The organism is Alicyclobacillus acidoterrestris, assembly GCF_022674245.1.
Classification (GTDB): domain Bacteria; phylum Bacillota; class Bacilli; order Alicyclobacillales; family Alicyclobacillaceae; genus Alicyclobacillus; species Alicyclobacillus acidoterrestris.
Map to the genome: position 1 here is coordinate 2584355 of NZ_CP080467.1, position 16561 is coordinate 2600915.

The window sequence follows — 16561 nt, forward strand, 5'->3', positions numbered from 1 at the left end:
ATGCGTCAACAAGCGGTATATCGAGGATTTTCTCTATATAAAACCACGCTTATACACGAAGCACATGATGGAGATACCAGTCTGGGAAATCCGATAACAGGAAATTAGCGCACGCAACACCCATCACAATAAACGGAACAAACGGGATAAATTGGCGTCGTTCCAAGCGGCCTGTCCATCGCAATAAAATACCGACAACTGCACCAAATAGACACGCGAGAACAAAGGATTCTACACAGCGCGCTGCCCCCAACACCGCTCCTATACTCAAGTACAATTTGGCATCACCCAGCCCCATCTTGCCACCGGAGATCAAATGCACCGCGAAAATCATCACAAAACCGACCACCATCCCGAGCAATGGTCGAACAAAATTCCCTTCACCAACCGCACAAAGCGCATACAGCGCAAGACAACTCGGATAGGTCAGCCAATTTGGCACAATCAAATGCCTCAGATCTGTACTTACAGCAATCACCAAAACAAACCACAGGAGACAGGACGCAACGCTCAGCAACACATCCGAATGATGCCAGAACGACAAGACCACCGCTGTGCCCAACAGCAGCTCCTGTGCCGGATAGCGCATAGGTATTCGCGTGTGGCAAACACTGCAACGGCCGCCAAGCAGAATCCACGAGACCACGGGCACGAGATGCCACGGGCGCAGCGGCGTTTGACAGTGATTGCACCTCGATGCCGGCCGGACAATGGACTGCCCATCAACCACACGTTCCCCGACCAGAGTTGCGAACGACCCAAATACGGCGCCTACCAAAAAAAGATACAGAGATATAAATGCCTCAATCAACGCGATGCCCCCTGTCTGGTCATGCGTCAATTCGACGAGATGGACCAAAGTCCTGCGTAAAACCTGAGCATTCGCCACGATATGATATAATTGTCTTAATAGGAGATAGAATCCGCTCACACGAAGGAGCTATTGATATGTATCGCAAACCACCACTTCTGATAAGCGTGCTCGCTATCATCGCGTTTGTCATCGTTTTATCGGTGCTATTTGTGTTTTTATTAAAACTCGCTGTGCTTGTCCTCATTTTTGCCGCAGCCTACTACTTGTACGCGCGCGGAGCTCGGGTGTTAAACCGCGATCCACGTCGGAAAAGGGGCCCATGGTGGTTTCGCTAAGCGCCACCCCAGGACGATGACCGCGTTCGCCGGCCGGGTGGGTCACTACGGGTGGTCACAGGAAATCTTGCGTGGCTGCCCCACAGCGACTGGGCGCCTGAGTGGCTGGCCCTGCACAAATGTCTTAATAAGACATTGGCGCGTTTTTTGGCGCCAATAAGGCATCAAAAATGCGCTAATCGCCGATTTTTGGCTTTTATCAGGCAGCATTTGAGTAAATAGGGCATTTGGCGTGTCTTAAGTCCGCCGCACCTATGAAAAATCCAAAAATAGTGCAGAAATCATGCCTTATGCAGCGCTAGCAGCTGGCCAACTAGCCAGCTAGCCAATGTAGCTAGCCAACTAGCCAGCAACCTGCCACGACCACAAAAAGAGGTGAGAACCGCAGCCACGCGGATTCTCACCTCTTTTATCTACTACACGCTCAATGCGCCATCGTTAAACCAGCGCTTTATGAGCGGTGCGCTCTAAGTCGTCACCCAAGCGCTCTGCAACCTTCCATATGTCGCCAGCTCCCATGGTGAGCACGAGATCGCCAGCGTGCACAGAAGACCGGAGATACGCGAAGATTTCATCCTGTGTCGCCAAATACTGCGTTCGCGGATTACTCTGTTTGCGAATTTCTGCCGCGAGCCGCTCCGCTGTGACGCCTTCGATTTGCTTCTCCCCTGCAGGCGAATAAATCTCCGAAATAATCACTTCGTCTGCCTGCGAGAACGAGCGAGCAAAGGCGTCAAACAAAAAGTACGTCCGCGTATATCGCTGCGGCTGGAATACCGCTACAATGCGCCTGCCCGTCGCCTTTGCTGCCGCGATGGTCGCGCTGATTTCAGTTGGGTGGTGCGCATAGTCGTCGATAACGAGGACGTTGTTTGCCTCGGAAATCACCTGAAAGCGCCGCTTCGCACCATGGAACTCCGCGAGGGCTACGGCGATTTGGTTAAACGACAAGCCAGCTTCCCGGCCTACCGCAATCGCGGCCAGCGCGTTCAACACATTATGCTCACCTGGCAGCGAAAGCAACAGGCGACCGACCAACTCCCCGTTTATATACACCTCAGACGAACTGGTCCGCCCAGACAATTGCACATGTCGCGCTTGAATATCTGCATCGTCCGCAAAACCGTAGGTGATCACTCGTGCGTGCGCGTCTAATTTCAATTCTCGCAGATGCGCATCATCCGCTGAGAGCACCGCCAAGCCGTCCGCTGGAACCTGTTGAATAAACGTTCTGTACGCATTTTTGAGATTCTCGAACTTTCCGTCGTAGTGCTCAAGATGGTCAGCTTCAACGTTTGTGACCACCGCAATCGCGGGACGGTAGTGAAGAAACGATCCGTCCGATTCATCCGCTTCCGCCACGACAAACTGGCCGCCTCCGGCTTTCGCGTTGTCACCAATGTTTGAAACGACGCCACCGATGACAAAAGTAGGATCCAAATTATTGCGTTCCATCATGTATGCAATCATAGACGTGGTGGTCGTCTTCCCGTGCGCCCCAGTCACAGCGACACCCACTCGGTCTTCCATCAATCGAGCGAGCATTTCACTGCGATGGATCACGGGAATTTGGCGAGCCCTCGCCTCGATGAGCTCGACATTATCCTGGTGAACAGCCGTACTGTGCACCACGATGTCCGCACCCTCGACTTGCCGTTTGTCATGGCCGTAAAAGATGTTCGCGCCACGGGCTGCAAGACGTTCCGTCAATTCTTGACGAGACACGTCCGACCCGGACACTTGATATCCCAAATCCAGCATGACACGAGCGATGGCACTCATTCCATACCCACCAATGCCTACAAAATGCACGTGTTGCGAACCGCGCACGCGCCTCACCGTCCTCATGTCCAGTAGTTCATTCCCAGTTTAGAAATAGCTTTCCTCGCGTCCTCTACCATATGCAGATTTCCCCAGATAACCAATGGCCCAGGTGTCTTTAAAGCCTCCGTCACGGCAGCTGCCGGCTGTTCGATGATACGAACTGGCAGTTGCGGCGACTGTGCTTCAATCAACCCGCGGATTTCTTCTGGATCTGCCCCCCTTGCATGGTTGGGACGACAAACGATAACGTCTTGTGCAAGAGGTAACACTTCTTTCAACATGGATTGCGCATCCTTGTCGCGAAACACACCTATCACCATGTGCCACAGCGGTGCCGTGGACAAGGCCGCCGACATCTCCTGTAAACTCAAGGCCAGCGTATGCGCCGCCGCAGGATTGTGCGCACCATCTAGAACCAGCGGTGCCGCACCGTGTTGAAACACCTCGAAGCGAAGCGGCCAGTGAACAGTGCGAAGCGCCGCTACCGCGCGTAGCCAGTCCGCATCCTCTAGATCTGGATGCGCAAGCTCAAACATCGCCAACGCAATCGCTGCATTGTCTATCTGGTGCGGACCGAACAAGGACAATTCAAACGCGGGTACATCGTGCGCTATCCCTTTATAGCACAGCGTCTGATAATGGTCATCGTAGGCCGTGCGCTCAATTTGGATGTCTGCTCCTAGACGCACCACCCGAGCTCCAGCCGACTTGGCGACCTTCTCTACGATACCGTACGCCTCACCCTCCGCTCCTGTCACAAACGGTATGTTCGGCTTAATAATCCCTGCCTTATCATAAGCGATATCCGCCAGTGTAGGTCCTAAAATCTCGACGTGGTCGTACGATACATTCGTGATAGCCGTCACCATCGGCGTCACGACGCTCGTCGCGTCATAGCGTCCGCCAAGACCCGTCTCCCATACGACCACATCCACCTGTTTATCCGCAAAATACAACAGTGCCATCACGGTAAGGACTTCGAACTCCGTCAGTGGGTCTTCGCTCGACGCCAGTTCAATGGCCTCGCGAATGGCCGTGGCATAGGCCGCGAACGACGAATCATCAATCGGCTGACCATCTATCACCATTCGGCTATTCAAGCCGTCAACACCAGGCGAGGTATATAAGCCTGTCCGATGTCCGACAGCCATCGACATAGCACAAAGCATGGCACAGACCGAACCTTTTCCGTTAGTCCCTGCCACATGATAAAAGCGAAGGCCCGTCTGCGGATTCCCAAGGGCGGCTAAGACGTGCTGGACCCGAGACAGACCCGGTTTAATGCCGAATCTGCTCAGGGATTCCACCCACGCAAATGCCTCTTGCACATTCACTGCTGACACCTCGATTAAATCATTGCTGCAAATCCGAAATGCGCTCCTGGACCGCCCGCAACTTCACTTGGTAATCTTCCATTTTCTCTCGTTCCTTGGCGACCACAGCCTCGGGCGCTTTCGCGACAAACCCGGCATTCGCAAGTTTTTTCTCGATGCGCTCGACCTCTCCCATGAGGCGCGATTCCTCGCGGCGCAAACGAGCCAACTCCGCCTCGACATCAATAAGCCCTGCCTGCGGAATGTGGATCACGGCACCAGTCACCACTTGCGTAGCGGATTTCTCCGGCGCGTCACCGCCTGCGGCAATCGTCAAATCGTCGCTGTTGCAAAAACGGGCGATATAATGGCGAACGGACTCAAACAGCTGGACGTAATCCGCACTTTCACAACGAATGTACATCGACACCGGCTTGCTGGGTGGAACCTGCAATTCTGCGCGGACATTGCGGACAGCGCGAATCGCATCCATCACCAGCCGCATTTGACTGACTGCTTGGTCGTCGCGAAGTGCGTCGTCGGCCTTTGGCCACACTTCGATAATGAGAGCCTCCGAAGTGTTCGGCAACGCTTGCCAGATCTCCTCTGTCACAAACGGAATATATGGGTGAAGCAGCTTCAAAAGCGATGTCAACACCCGATGCAAGACCGTTTGTGCAACCGCTTTGCGCTCTCCGTCGTGCCCATATAGCGCAAGCTTGGAAAACTCGATGTACCAATCGCAGAAATCATCCCACGCGAAGTCGTACATCGCCCGCGCTGCCTCGCCGAAATCATAGTGATCTAGATGATGCGTCACCGCGTCAATGGTTTCTGACAACCGATGCAATATCCACCTGTCGGCCACATCGAGTTGTCGACCCGTGAGATCGAGCGGCTCAAAATCTGCATCCAGGTTCATCAGTACGAACCGGGAGGCATTCCAAATTTTGTTGATAAAATTGCGCGCCCCTTCGATTTTGTCCCACGTGAACCGTTGGTCGTTGCCGGGTGACGTCGAAGTCGCCAACATGAAGCGCAGTGCGTCGGCGCCGTACTGGTCAATGACTTCCATCGGATCGACACCGTTGCCCTTGCTCTTGGACATTTTCTGTCCTTGTGCATCGCGGACCAACCCGTGCAGGACAACCGTTGAAAACGGCATTTTGCCGGTGAATTCATGGCCCATGAAGACCATCCGAGCAACCCAGAAGAACAAGATGTCGTACCCTGTCATCAAAGCGCTCGTCGGGTAATACCGCTGAAAATCCGGCGCTTCAAGGTTTGGCCAATCGAGTGTCGAGAACGGCCACAACGCGGATGAAAACCACGTATCCAAAACGTCTTCGTCCTGGCGCAAATGTTTGCTGTGGCAATGTGGACATTCCGTCAAGTCGGTCTTGGAGACACTCAGTTCCCCACAGTCGTCACAGTACCAGGCTGGGATGCGATGCCCCCACCAAAGTTGCCGCGAGATACACCAATCCCGGACGTTCTCCAACCAGTGTACAAAGACCTTGGTGAAGCGCTGTGGTACGAACTGTAGCTCACCGCGCTCGACGCCAGCTAAGGCAGGGCGCGCCAAATCCTCCATTCGGACGAACCATTGATCAGACAAGAATGGCTCGACGACCGTATCACACCGACTGCAGTGGCCGACCGAATGCGAAATTTCCTCCGTGCGAACCAGGTGTCCACCTTGCTGTAGCGCCTCGACGACGGCATTGCGAGCCTGCTCGCGCGTGAGCCCTTGGAACTCGCCCGCCAAGGCATTCAAGCGCCCATCCGCGTCGATACACTGCAATTGTTCTAGGTGATGGCGTTCGCCAACTTCAAAATCGTTGGGATCATGGGCCGGTGTGATTTTCAGACATCCCGTCCCATACTCGATGTCGACATAGTCATCGGCAATGACAGGTATCTCCCGGTCTGTAAGCGGAAGGCGAACCGTCTTGCCAATCATTTGTGTGTAACGCTCGTCATCTGGATGCACTGCGACAGCGACGTCCGCAAACATCGTCTCAGGCCGCGTCGTCGCAATGATGACTTCCCCACTACCATCGCTCAGTGGATAGCGGATGTGGTAGAGATGGCCGGTTTGCTCCTTGTGCTCAACCTCGATGTCAGACAGCGCCGTGGAACACCGCGGGCACCAGTTGATAATCCGATGACCCCGATAGATAAGGCCTTTTTCATAGAGTCGGACGAACACTTCACGAACTGCTGCAGACAGCCCTTCGTCCATCGTGAACCGCTCGCGGCTCCAATCACAAGAACTGCCAAGCGCGCGAATTTGCCGCGTGATGGCGTCGCCATATTGATGCTTCCAATCCCAGACGCGCTCGACAAACGCTTCGCGGCCGAGGTCATGGCGCGATTTTCCTTCGGATTCTTGAATGGACCGTTCAACGCGCGCTTGCGTGGCGATGCCAGCGTGGTCAGTACCTGGAACCCACAGCGCATCAAATCCATTCAACCGTTTATAACGAGTGGTGATGTCCTGTAGCGTGTTGTCCAGTGCGTGACCAAGATGGAGCACGCCCGTCACATTCGGCGGTGGCATCACAATCGAAAACGGTGGTCGTTCGGGATAGCGACCGGCCCGAAAATAGCCTTTTTGTTCCCATGTTTCATAGATGCGCTGTTCGACTGCGCGCGGATCATAAACGGTCGGAAGTTCATGTTCCCTTGCTGTCATGAGATTGCCTCCTCTTATCGAAATACCTGTCTGCCATAACTCGCGGCAGCATGCAATCGTTCCTGAACCAAAAAAAGCCTATCCGTCCTCAGGACGGATAGGCTCCGCGTTACCACCTGAATTTTCCGCTCATCGCGAGACGAACGAAACACTCGACATCGATAACGGAATGACCCGGGGTAAGCAGCTCAAGGGCGACCTTCAGACGGACGAAAGCGGTGCATTTCAGCGCGCTGCACCGTCTCTGGACAATCGAAACCGCCTTACTCCTCCCTTTCAACGCCGTTCATATGGCAATAGGTGCTTTGTATAGTACGGATTTCATACGAAATTGTCAAGTCTTATCGAGGCAAGAAAGCCACTCAGTACTTACCGCGGGCGACGTCCGCGGCCGCGTTTCTTTTTCACGCGGTGCACACGCACAGGCTTCACTTCATCGCGATCATCGGTTTTTGTAGATGCCGCTTGTCGCTTCGCTTGCGCCTGTGCACGTCGGCGATCAGACCACGCCGAAGTCCGCGAATAAACTATCGAAAACAAGATACCGATACCGCCAATAATGGCGTTTTGTTCAACAAAATACCCCCACCCATAATAGAGGGTACCTTTATAGCCGATGGTCAGCTGAAAAATCAGGTTGATGACAAACCCGAGGATTGTCACCAAGAGCGTATTCGCCATACGGCGCTCCTTCACCCGCTGAACCACCAAAATTGCGGCGATAAACATTCCCAACTCGCCGGTCTGAATGAAGGAGTATCTCCCCTTCGACACATAGTACGCGACAAGTTCCAGTATCGCGAGGACCACCACCGTCGTACCGGCGAAACGCCAATACCAGCCTCGCCACACACCTTGCCCTCCAGGATTCATTGATTGATTCAACTATCTTCCCCCAAACGTCGTCAAGGCCAAAGCCTGTCCGTCTCCTGAAATTACGTCCCTATCTTAACAAATGCAAAGAACTCTTGTCACAGGACAAATACCTGAAGGGGACACACGCATATACATTAGTGACCCGATGTAAGGAGGGTTTGCCCATGCGACTGTTCTATTCCCTGTTGAGATTCGTGAAGATTATCCTCGCCCTAGCGATTTTCCTTCTGTTTCTCAGGTCAATTTTTTGGCCAAGCGCACTGGATTTGCTCATCCTGATGTTACTGTTCATCGTCTTTGTCGCCATGTTCATCGGTGCACCTTAAAACGCGCGCGGCCCCGGCCGATCCCGGTATAGAGGCCAGCATCTGCTGGAGGGCCGCGTGCGACAAACCGAAATTGCGACGTGTCAGTGAATGGGACGGGTTATCGCCATCAACGAATTTACGCAACGAAATATTAAGGGTCAAGCGCCAACAGGGCCAGCGAATCATTCGCGGCCCTGAATCTCGTTCATTCGGATGGCTTACCAAACCGACATGCTGCCTTCCGTCACGCCGACGTCACGCGGGGAATCGTAAACGGCACATCTGGAATCCGCAGCGCTTGGCCCGGAGTGACCTGACCATTGGGGCAATCGTTGATGCGACTCAGTTCACTCGGAAGACATCCACAGCGCTCGGCAACCATCTCCAGCGTCTCTTCTTCTGCGACAATCGCGTAGCGAAGCGTGTAACGCGGTTCCGGTCCATTAAAATCGACAAACGACCACAAATCCGACTTCAGTACCGATGGCACTGCCTCAGCCCGTGGTTCTTCCACCACTTCTGCCGCTGATTCGGCATCCAGCAGATTCTGGTCATCCGTCGGCACCGCACTAGAGATCGTGAATTTCGGAATCTCCCGCGGTTCGCTACGAAGGTCCTCTTTGATCTCCGCGCTTTTCACAGGATCCTCTACTGGAGCTTCGAGCACTTCATCGTCGAGTTGGTGCTCAAACTCAAACGAGGCAACCGGTGTTGGTTCCGATTGTGCTGCAGTTGGCTCTTCGGCTTGCGGCGTTGGTGAAACAAAGAAGCGGTCCAAATTGACCAACTCACTGCGAACGGATTCGACCGACGGTGGTTGCGATGATGGCGACGGTGGTTCATGCGATTCGCTTCCCCGTGCTTCCTCTTCGGCCCAGCCATGACCCCTGCGCGCCTCACTCACTTTCTCCAATCCGTGATTGTCACCCGTGCGTGCGTCTGTTTGGTCGTGGGAAGATTCCAATCCATCTGGTTGATTATCCTCATCCGCGTCACCGTCTTCGTGCCGCCACATGTCGGCTTGAGCGCCGACCAGTTCAGGGGATGGTTCTTCAATGGCGTGATAATCGTTTGTGTCGTACGTTTGACCGACGGTGTCCAAACCTACCTCCGCGTCCACTGCGGCGTCTGCTTCTACCTCGTCTGCCACATGCGCTTCAATTTCCGATCCGGCGTTCACTTCTTCCCCGACCGTCGTATCGGCCTCCGATGCTGCGTTCACTTCGCCCTCAACAGCATCTGCCGCAGCGCCCAGGTCGGCTTCGTTCGACAGTTCCACCGATGGTGACGTCTGATTCGCGAATCCGTCTGCAAATTCAGGATCAGACACGCCATACGTCGGCTCCTCGACAACCAATTGCTCCCGCAAAAACGGCCGGCTCCCTTCCTGTGCACCGCACTGAAAGTGATACCCCTCGTCGCCGACCAGGCCGTGAATCTCCAATACGCCTTTGACATTCAGCCAATGGTCGCTCACGACGTCCAGCGCCCAGCCAGAAAGCCGGCTCTTGACGTTCACCACACCGCCTTGCTGCGCTTCCACAGGGACACGCAAGACAAATGGCAGACGATGGTGAATATGGCGAACGGCAGATTCCTCCTCCGTGCCGACGGAGAACGACTCCTCGGCCGCGCCGCCGTCTTCCGACGAACGCACGTAACCAGCAAAGACCACGGCACCGTGCAACTCGTACACGTCGCCGTCCTTCTCAAACGCAACCACTTCCGTGGCGACCGTCGCATCTTCCACAGAGTCTGTGCTGGTCACAGTTTCCATGAAAATCTCCTGATCGATCGGCAGCCGGATGAGCGGTTCTCGAGCTTGTTCAGACATCCTAAGCCCCTCCTCGCACGCCAAGCAGATTCCATCACCAATGTATGTACACGGTTGCGCACATATGTCGATAGCGCGTCCAGTGTGCCGCAGGAACGGGGAAATCAGTCGATCCGCCTGAATGGGTACATACCCCTTAAAAAAGACCACGAGTTCACCCGTGTTTTGCACGAGCTTACCCGTGGTCTTGAACTGGCGCTCAGTCAAGCGCCAAGCGTTCGAAAGACGGACGAGATAGCGGACAGTGTGATATCTAACTCCTTGTCCCCGTGAACGCCCGAGACGAACGCAGATTCTAGCGGAGAAGGTGCAAATGTCACACCGGCGTCGAGCATCGCGTGGAAAAAGCGCTCGTACATAGCGCTGTCGCTCTCTCTCGCACTCTCGAAGTCGTGGACAGGGCCATCGTGGAAGAACAGTCCGAACAAGCCGCCCAAGGCATGTCCGTAGGTGGGGATGCCGTGTTGTTTGCCGTGATCGACAAACGCATCCACAACCTGTTGCCCATAGGCCTGGAGTTTGTCGTAGAAGCCTGTCTTGTCTGCCGCCTCCAACATCTTTAAAGAAACAAGCCCTGCAGACATCGCGAGCGGATTGCCTGAGAGTGTGCCACCTTGGTAAACTGGGCCGCTTGGCGCAATCAGCTCCATCAGATCACGGCGACCGCCATACGCGCCGACCGGCAGCCCTGCGCCGATGACCTTGCCAAACGTAGTCAGGTCCGGCTCAATCCCAAAGCGCGCCTGGGCGCCACCGAGCGCGACGCGAAAGCCCGTAATGACTTCGTCGAAAATGAGTAGCGTTTCGTAACTCCTCGTCAGTTCGCGAACCGCCTGGAGGTATCCGGGCTTCGGCAGAACGCAGCCCATATTCCCCGCCACAGGTTCAATAATGACGGCAGCAATCTCCTCGCCACGTTGCAAAAAGACGTCGCGAAGCGCGTCAATATCGTTATACGGCACTGCAATCGTGCGCTCCGCCGTCTCCTTGGGGACGCCAGGGCTATCGGGCAGGCCCAAATCAGCAACGCCTGACCCTGCCTTGACGAGGAAGTGATCGGCATGACCATGGTAACAGCCGATAAACTTCACAACATATGAGCGCTTCGTGGCGGCGCGCGCCAAACGCACGGCGCTCATCGTCGCCTCCGTGCCACTGTTGACCATGCGCACGACCTCAATCGACGGAACCAGTTCCACGATTTTCTCCGCCACCTGCGTCTCCAATTCCGTCGGTACGCCGAAACTGGTGCCCTTTACAGCCGCCTCTTGCACAGCTGAAACAATTTGTGGGTGTGCATGCCCCCAGATGAGCGGTCCCCAACTCATTAAGTAGTCGACGTAACGGTTGCCGTCGATGTCGTATAAATAGGGGCCTTCTCCGCGCTCGGCAAAAAACGGTGTCCCGTGAACAGACTTAAACGCCCGCACAGGACTATTCACACCACCAGGCAAAACCTGTTTGGCGCGCTCAAACGCAGCAGTCGATTTCGGTCCAGCCATTGTCTCATCACGCTCCCTGTAGATTCTGCGCCTCACTTATCAGCGTCTGTCCGAGGAGCGCGCACGAGTCCATGGTCGCGGCGACCTCGGTCGGACCGATACTTAGCGATTTTCTTCCTTCAGCCAACGGGCCACATCCGGCGCGTGATACGTCAAGATGATATCCGCACCGGCTCGTTTAAACGAAGTCATCATTTCCATGACAATCGCCCGCTCGTCAATCCAGCCCTGCATCGCGGCAGCTTTGACCATGCTGTACTCGGCACTGACGTTGTACGTGCCAATCGGCAGGTCGTAGGTGTCGCGGATTTGCCGCATGACGTCCATGTACGAAAGCGCCGGCTTAACCATCAGGATATCGGCACCTTCAGCGATGTCCGACGCCGCTTCACGCATTGCTTCGCGGACGTTGGCGGGATCCATCTGGTACGACTTGCGGTCGCCAAAGGAAGGCGTCGAGTGAGCCGCTTCTCGGAACGGTCCATAAAACGCACTTGCGTACTTCACCGCGTACGAGAAGATGGATACGTCCTCAAATTTATTTTCGTCGAGCACTTCGCGAATTCGCGCGACCCGACCGTCCATCATATCCGACGGCGCCACGATGTCAGCACCCGCCTCGGCATGGGACAAAGCCGTCTTCGCAATCAAGGTCAACGAATCGTCGTTGACGATTTTGCCATCGCGAACGATGCCGCAATGTCCAGTTGAACTGTATTGGCAAAGGCAGACATCCGTCATGACGACCAAATCGGGATTCTCCGCCTTCGCGGCGCGAACAGCTTCCTGGACGACACCCTTTGGCGCATAAGCCGATGACGCCATTTCATCCTTCTCCGACGGAACGCCAAAAATAATGATGCCAGGGATTCCGAGTTCAGATAGGCGATGAATCTCCCGGCGAAACGCGTCGATGCCGTAATGCATGACACCTGGCATCGCACTGATCTCGCTGGTGCCAGACAACCCTTCCTCCACAAACATTGGGTACACTAAGTCATTGACCGTCACATGGTTCTCCCGAACCAGATTTCGTATGCCGCTGGTTGCGCGCAACCGACGATGCCGTTCAAATTCCATATTCCTTTTCCTCCCTCAAAAATCGCAAAAGTGTATCGATCAAACCGTCATGTGTCACCTCTGTCGGCATCCATGCTACAGGAATGCCTGCCGACTCAAGGGCAGACGCCGTTGTCCGGCCAAATGCGACAACCGCGCTCCTCCCTTGTTGCACGTCCGCTCGGATGTGAGCGACCGATTGCAAAAGCGAGGAGACGCCCGACGGACTAAATAAAACCCAAACCAATGCGCGATTGACAGGCAGTTTTGGCAGTTGTTCGACAGGCGTCGGGACCGTGTCGTAGACTTCGAGCTCAAACACCTTGTGCCCGCCGTCACGAAGCGCCGCCACTAAAACTCGTCTCGCCTGAACGCCCCGCACGAAAACAAACGTCTTGCCACCAGCGGGCCACTCGGAAAGCATCGCGCGCGCCATGTCACTCGCATCGCGAACCTGCGGGTAGACGACACAGCGAATCCCTATATCCCGGAGCGGCGTCGCAGTGGCCTCTCCTATACAATAACAAACCGCTTGTCCCCATCGCCAATCACTCGATGGATACTGTTTGGCTAACACGCGTGCCGCCGTCAGTGACGTGACCAGAATGCCATCTACCTGATCTGGCATCAAGCGACTTTGACGCGCAATGTCCGAATCGCTGTAGACCACTGTTTTAACCAGTGGCCAATGAATCGCACAAACACCCAGTCCTGTGAGACGGTCAACCAAACTTCGGCCCCTATCTCCGGACTGGGTAATGACCACTGTCGAATTCATGCCAGCTATTCCCCTTGTGCGCTTCGCAAGTACTCGTCTGCACCCCGCGCGAGCAACGCCTCGGCGACCGTCTTCCCGACTGCCACAGCATCGCGCCCGCTCGCCTGCTCGCGCAAGCTTTTGCTTCCATCCGGAGCCGCGACAAATCCAGTCAAGGTGATTGTGCCATCCTGGTCCAACTGCGCATAGCCCGCAATCGGTACTTGGCAACTCCCCTGAAGCGTCGTCAGAAGCGTTCGCTCGGCTTGGGCGCACAAAGCAGTCGGCACGTCAGTCCACGCCTTCAATTCCTCAACGAGCTCCGCGTCGCTCTCCCGACACTCCACCCCAAGAACACCTTGTCCAATGGCGGGTATAAAATCGTCCGGTTGTAAAAATTCACTCACCCTGTTCTGCCAACCCATGCGCGCAAGTCCTGCCGCAGCCAGGATAATTGCCGCAAATTCCCCTTGTTCCGCGCGCCTGAGGCGAGAGTCGATATTGCCGCGCAGTGGCTCGACTTGCAAATCTGGTCGTAAATTCTTCAACAGAGCCATCCGGCGAAGGCTGGATGTGCCGACAATCGCTCCCTTCGGCAAATCGGACAGTGTCTGCCCGTCGCGTGACACGAGTGCATCACGCGGATCTTCGCGTTGCGGAATCCCCGCCAACACGAGCCCATCGGCGAGTTCATAAGGAACGTCTTTTAAGCTATGTACGGCGAGATCAGCCTGGTTCGAAGTGAGTACGGCTTCAATCTCAGAGACAAACAACCCCTTGCCGCCGACCTTCGAAAGGGTTACATTGAGAATCTCGTCCCCTTTTGTCGTAATGGGGACAACTTCAAACGTCCAGTCAGGGCGCCGGGCGCGAAGCGCATCAATCACCCAGTTTGTCTGTGTCATCGCCAACTGACTGCGACGTGACGCCACTCGAATACGTCTCATCAAACTCCCTCACTTTACGGTGACACCGGTTGGTGTAGTGGTAACAGGTGGCCAATCGCCCCTAAGTTGACCAGCGTCGCGACAAAACATGCCACCTGATAAATCATCATGCCTCGTGTCGTGCCCGAACGCCGAACGCGCAAGCCGAGAAACACGCCATACATGACCCAAACGATGATGGTCGCAATCGGTTTGGCGGACCACACGAGCCATTGATGTAACACGAGCTTCCCCCACACGTCGCCGATGGCCATCGCTGCAAACAACAAAAAGAAACCAATCGCCGTCGTCAAGAGGCATAAGCTATCGATCTTAGACAGCGACGGCAGGAGTAGGAACCAGCGGTTCCAGCGCTTGTAGCGAAGATTGCTCTCCTGTAACAAGTGCATTACCGCAAACGCAAATGAAAATGCGAGTGCAGCTTCGCTCAGCGTCGCCAGTACGATGTGTAAGAGCAGTAGGTCCTGGTTCGGAAACCACCGCAACAAGTCGGATCCCTGGCGATAGCCCGCAAATAAGAAAATAAAGAAGCCAACTACATTTGCAAAAAACAACACGAGCCCAATCCGAAAGAACGTATCGAGCACCAGTGTCGTCACCAGCATAATCCACGCGATGAACAACATCGTATCGGACCGCGTGTATGCCGGAAACGCGTGAAGTATGCGAAAGCGTATAAACAAGAGCCCTGTCGTCGACAAGAAAGCGACGAACAGCAACAGCACAGCCGACCGATTAAACGCCCGGCGCGGTTGCAGCACGTCGCTGAAAAAAAGCGTTAAACTGACGGCATACGAAACAATCGCGGCATCGTACAAGAGGCGCGTCCACACCAGCCATCACCGAAGAACAGGGTGCAATACCCGGTTGTCTTCCGTCATACGCCGCGCCTCACCGCGCATGCGTTGGAACAGCTCGACGAATGTAGCCTCCGCCGACAAATGACGCGCTGCCATGGAACTCTGCGACGCAATGGCGGCTTCGTCCACACCAAACAGCTGCGCAAACAAACTGACGTATTCCGCATCCCCAGACGCCATCGCCAGCTCTTTCATATTTTGAATCGGATCTCTCAGCAGCTGGTTGACGATACTCATGGTGTGCTTGTTCAACACTTTGCGCTCGCGTTCCGTCAAATTCGGCAGTTTTCTCGCCAAGCTCTCCATTACTTGCTGCTGAATGGACTCGCCCTTTGCCCTGAGCGCCGCAATCAGTGGGACGACCTCTTGTTCCGTCAGCCAGTTGGAAAACGCCTCAACCGACTCCCGAATCATCGACTCGACCACGACAGACTGCCGCTCGCGCTCCTGGATGTTCGCCTCTATGACACCGTCGAGATCATCTACGTCGTAAAGGTACACACCCGGCAAATTTGCGATATCTGGGTCCATATCCCGCGGCACCGCGATGTCGAGCAGCACCATCGGTTGATGTTTGCGGGCCTTTAGCGCCTTCGCGATATCTTTCGCAACGATGGTATAGCCTGGTGCACCGGTGGCCGATAAAACGACGTCCACATCGGACAGTACATCTGTCACGTTCGCGAGGTCGATTGCTGTCGCGCCTACTGCCTGCGCCACGGACTGCGCCCTGGCCAACGTCCGGTTCGCAACAAACAACTGTTTGAACCCGAGCGCGTGAAAATGTTGCAACGCCAATTCACCCATGTGCCCTGCGCCGACAACCAGTGCCTTGCGACCGCTCATATCCCCAAAAAATTTGTTGGCCAACTGAACAGCTGCATAGCTGACAGACACTGGACTTTGTCCAATCGTCGTCTCTGACTGCGCCCGCTTGCCTACATGAATGACCTCTCGGAACAACCGGTTGAACATGGCACCCGTGTTGCCCGCTTCAAAAGCTGTCTGAAAAGCATTTCGCATCTGACCGAGGATTTGTGTTTCCCCAACCACAACGGAGTCCAATCCGGCAGCGACGCGCATCGCGTGCGCAACCGCCTGTTCCCCTTGAATGAAATAAGTTGATGATTCCACAACAGATCTATCGAGACAGGTCATGCCAGTAAATCGCGTCAGTAAGTAATCCTGCCCAGCTCGGATACTGTTCACGAGTGCATATAACTCGGTGCGATTACAGGTAGACAGAACAACGCTCTCCATCACGGTGCGAGAATCACGCAATTCCGCCAGCAACTGCTCTAGCGCATCTTGACTCAAGCTCACGCGCTCGCGCAGTTCGACACTGGCCGTCTTGTGATTCATGCCGAGTACCACGATGTGCATTGTCAGGTCCCCCTTTCTACTCACCCCGATATTATAGCACTGACAAAAAGT

14 protein-coding genes and 1 other annotated feature are annotated in these 16561 nt (G+C 54.9%); of the genes, 2 read left to right on the top strand and 12 right to left on the bottom strand.

Annotated features, from left to right (window positions below; translation table 11 throughout):
- Positions 1-49 precede the first annotated feature (49 nt).
- Positions 50-811: a prepilin peptidase gene (locus K1I37_RS12505; RefSeq protein ID WP_021295718.1), complete on the bottom strand. Its 762-nt coding sequence runs from the start codon at positions 809-811 to the stop codon at positions 50-52.
- A 137-nt stretch (positions 812-948) separates the two neighbouring features.
- Between K1I37_RS12505 and K1I37_RS12510 the strand changes: the two genes are divergently transcribed.
- The gene (locus K1I37_RS12510; RefSeq protein WP_021295719.1) at positions 949-1149 is read left to right on the top strand and encodes a hypothetical protein; all 201 of its coding nucleotides are present in this window, start codon (positions 949-951) and stop codon (positions 1147-1149) included.
- 438 nt (positions 1150-1587) lie between these two features.
- Here K1I37_RS12510 and murC read toward each other — a convergent pair whose 3' ends face one another.
- The 4 genes from murC to K1I37_RS12530 form a co-directional block, all read right to left on the bottom strand.
- Positions 1588-2979, bottom strand: coding sequence for a UDP-N-acetylmuramate--L-alanine ligase (gene murC / locus K1I37_RS12515; protein WP_021295720.1), 1392 nt, complete (start codon positions 2977-2979; stop codon positions 1588-1590).
- Positions 2980-2993: 14 nt separating this feature from the next.
- Entirely contained in the window at positions 2994-4307 is a 1314-nt protein-coding gene (locus K1I37_RS12520) for a bifunctional folylpolyglutamate synthase/dihydrofolate synthase (RefSeq protein ID WP_021295721.1), read from the bottom strand.
- A 19-nt stretch (positions 4308-4326) separates the two neighbouring features.
- Positions 4327-6984, bottom strand: coding sequence for a valine--tRNA ligase (locus K1I37_RS12525; protein ID WP_021295722.1), 2658 nt, complete (start codon positions 6982-6984; stop codon positions 4327-4329).
- Between the two features lie 86 nt (positions 6985-7070).
- Positions 7071-7273: a binding site (T-box leader), on the bottom strand.
- 80 nt (positions 7274-7353) lie between these two features.
- On the bottom strand, positions 7354-7869 hold the full coding sequence (locus K1I37_RS12530; RefSeq protein WP_236613835.1) for a hypothetical protein: 516 nt from the start codon (positions 7867-7869) through the stop codon (positions 7354-7356).
- 155 nt (positions 7870-8024) lie between these two features.
- Between K1I37_RS12530 and K1I37_RS12535 the strand changes: the two genes are divergently transcribed.
- Positions 8025-8186, top strand: a complete 162-nt coding sequence (locus tag K1I37_RS12535) for a hypothetical protein (protein WP_021295724.1) — start codon at positions 8025-8027, stop codon at positions 8184-8186.
- Positions 8187-8412: 226 nt separating this feature from the next.
- On the opposite strand, the gene K1I37_RS12540 is transcribed toward K1I37_RS12535, so the two are convergent.
- The 7 genes from K1I37_RS12540 to hemA all read right to left on the bottom strand — a co-directional run bounded on the left by K1I37_RS12540 (position 8413) and on the right by hemA (position 16510).
- A complete protein-coding gene (locus tag K1I37_RS12540; RefSeq protein WP_021295725.1) occupies positions 8413-10002 on the bottom strand; it encodes a hypothetical protein in 1590 nt (529 codons plus the stop codon).
- Positions 10003-10205: 203 nt separating this feature from the next.
- Positions 10206-11504: a glutamate-1-semialdehyde 2,1-aminomutase gene (gene hemL / locus K1I37_RS12545; protein WP_021295726.1), complete on the bottom strand. Its 1299-nt coding sequence runs from the start codon at positions 11502-11504 to the stop codon at positions 10206-10208.
- Positions 11505-11606: 102 nt separating this feature from the next.
- Positions 11607-12584, bottom strand: coding sequence for a porphobilinogen synthase (hemB, locus tag K1I37_RS12550; protein ID WP_021295727.1), 978 nt, complete (start codon positions 12582-12584; stop codon positions 11607-11609).
- The gene (locus K1I37_RS12555) at positions 12574-13341 is read right to left on the bottom strand and encodes a uroporphyrinogen-III synthase (RefSeq protein WP_021295728.1); all 768 of its coding nucleotides are present in this window, start codon (positions 13339-13341) and stop codon (positions 12574-12576) included. The genes hemB and K1I37_RS12555 overlap by 11 nt, the downstream gene beginning before the upstream one ends.
- A gap of 5 nt (positions 13342-13346) precedes the next feature.
- Entirely contained in the window at positions 13347-14267 is a 921-nt protein-coding gene (hemC, locus tag K1I37_RS12560; protein WP_031218212.1) for a hydroxymethylbilane synthase, read from the bottom strand.
- 14 nt (positions 14268-14281) lie between these two features.
- Entirely contained in the window at positions 14282-15100 is an 819-nt protein-coding gene (ccsA, locus tag K1I37_RS12565) for a cytochrome c biogenesis protein CcsA (RefSeq protein WP_021295730.1), read from the bottom strand.
- Between the two features lie 6 nt (positions 15101-15106).
- Positions 15107-16510, bottom strand: a complete 1404-nt coding sequence (gene hemA, locus K1I37_RS12570) for a glutamyl-tRNA reductase (RefSeq protein WP_021295731.1) — start codon at positions 16508-16510, stop codon at positions 15107-15109.
- Positions 16511-16561 lie beyond the last annotated feature (51 nt).

Coding starts and splice junctions, on each gene's coding strand:
- K1I37_RS12525 (WP_021295722.1), bottom strand. CDS start 6,984: ATGACAGCAAGGGAACATGAACTTCCGACCGTTTATGATCCGCGCGCA.
- K1I37_RS12540 (WP_021295725.1), bottom strand. CDS start 10,002: ATGTCTGAACAAGCTCGAGAACCGCTCATCCGGCTGCCGATCGATCAG.
- K1I37_RS12510 (WP_021295719.1), top strand. CDS start 949: ATGTATCGCAAACCACCACTTCTGATAAGCGTGCTCGCTATCATCGCG.
- K1I37_RS12535 (WP_021295724.1), top strand. CDS start 8,025: ATGCGACTGTTCTATTCCCTGTTGAGATTCGTGAAGATTATCCTCGCC.
- hemL (WP_021295726.1), bottom strand. CDS start 11,504: ATGGCTGGACCGAAATCGACTGCTGCGTTTGAGCGCGCCAAACAGGTT.
- K1I37_RS12555 (WP_021295728.1), bottom strand. CDS start 13,341: ATGAATTCGACAGTGGTCATTACCCAGTCCGGAGATAGGGGCCGAAGT.
- hemA (WP_021295731.1), bottom strand. CDS start 16,510: ATGCACATCGTGGTACTCGGCATGAATCACAAGACGGCCAGTGTCGAA.
- hemB (WP_021295727.1), bottom strand. CDS start 12,584: ATGGAATTTGAACGGCATCGTCGGTTGCGCGCAACCAGCGGCATACGA.
- hemC (WP_031218212.1), bottom strand. CDS start 14,267: ATGAGACGTATTCGAGTGGCGTCACGTCGCAGTCAGTTGGCGATGACA.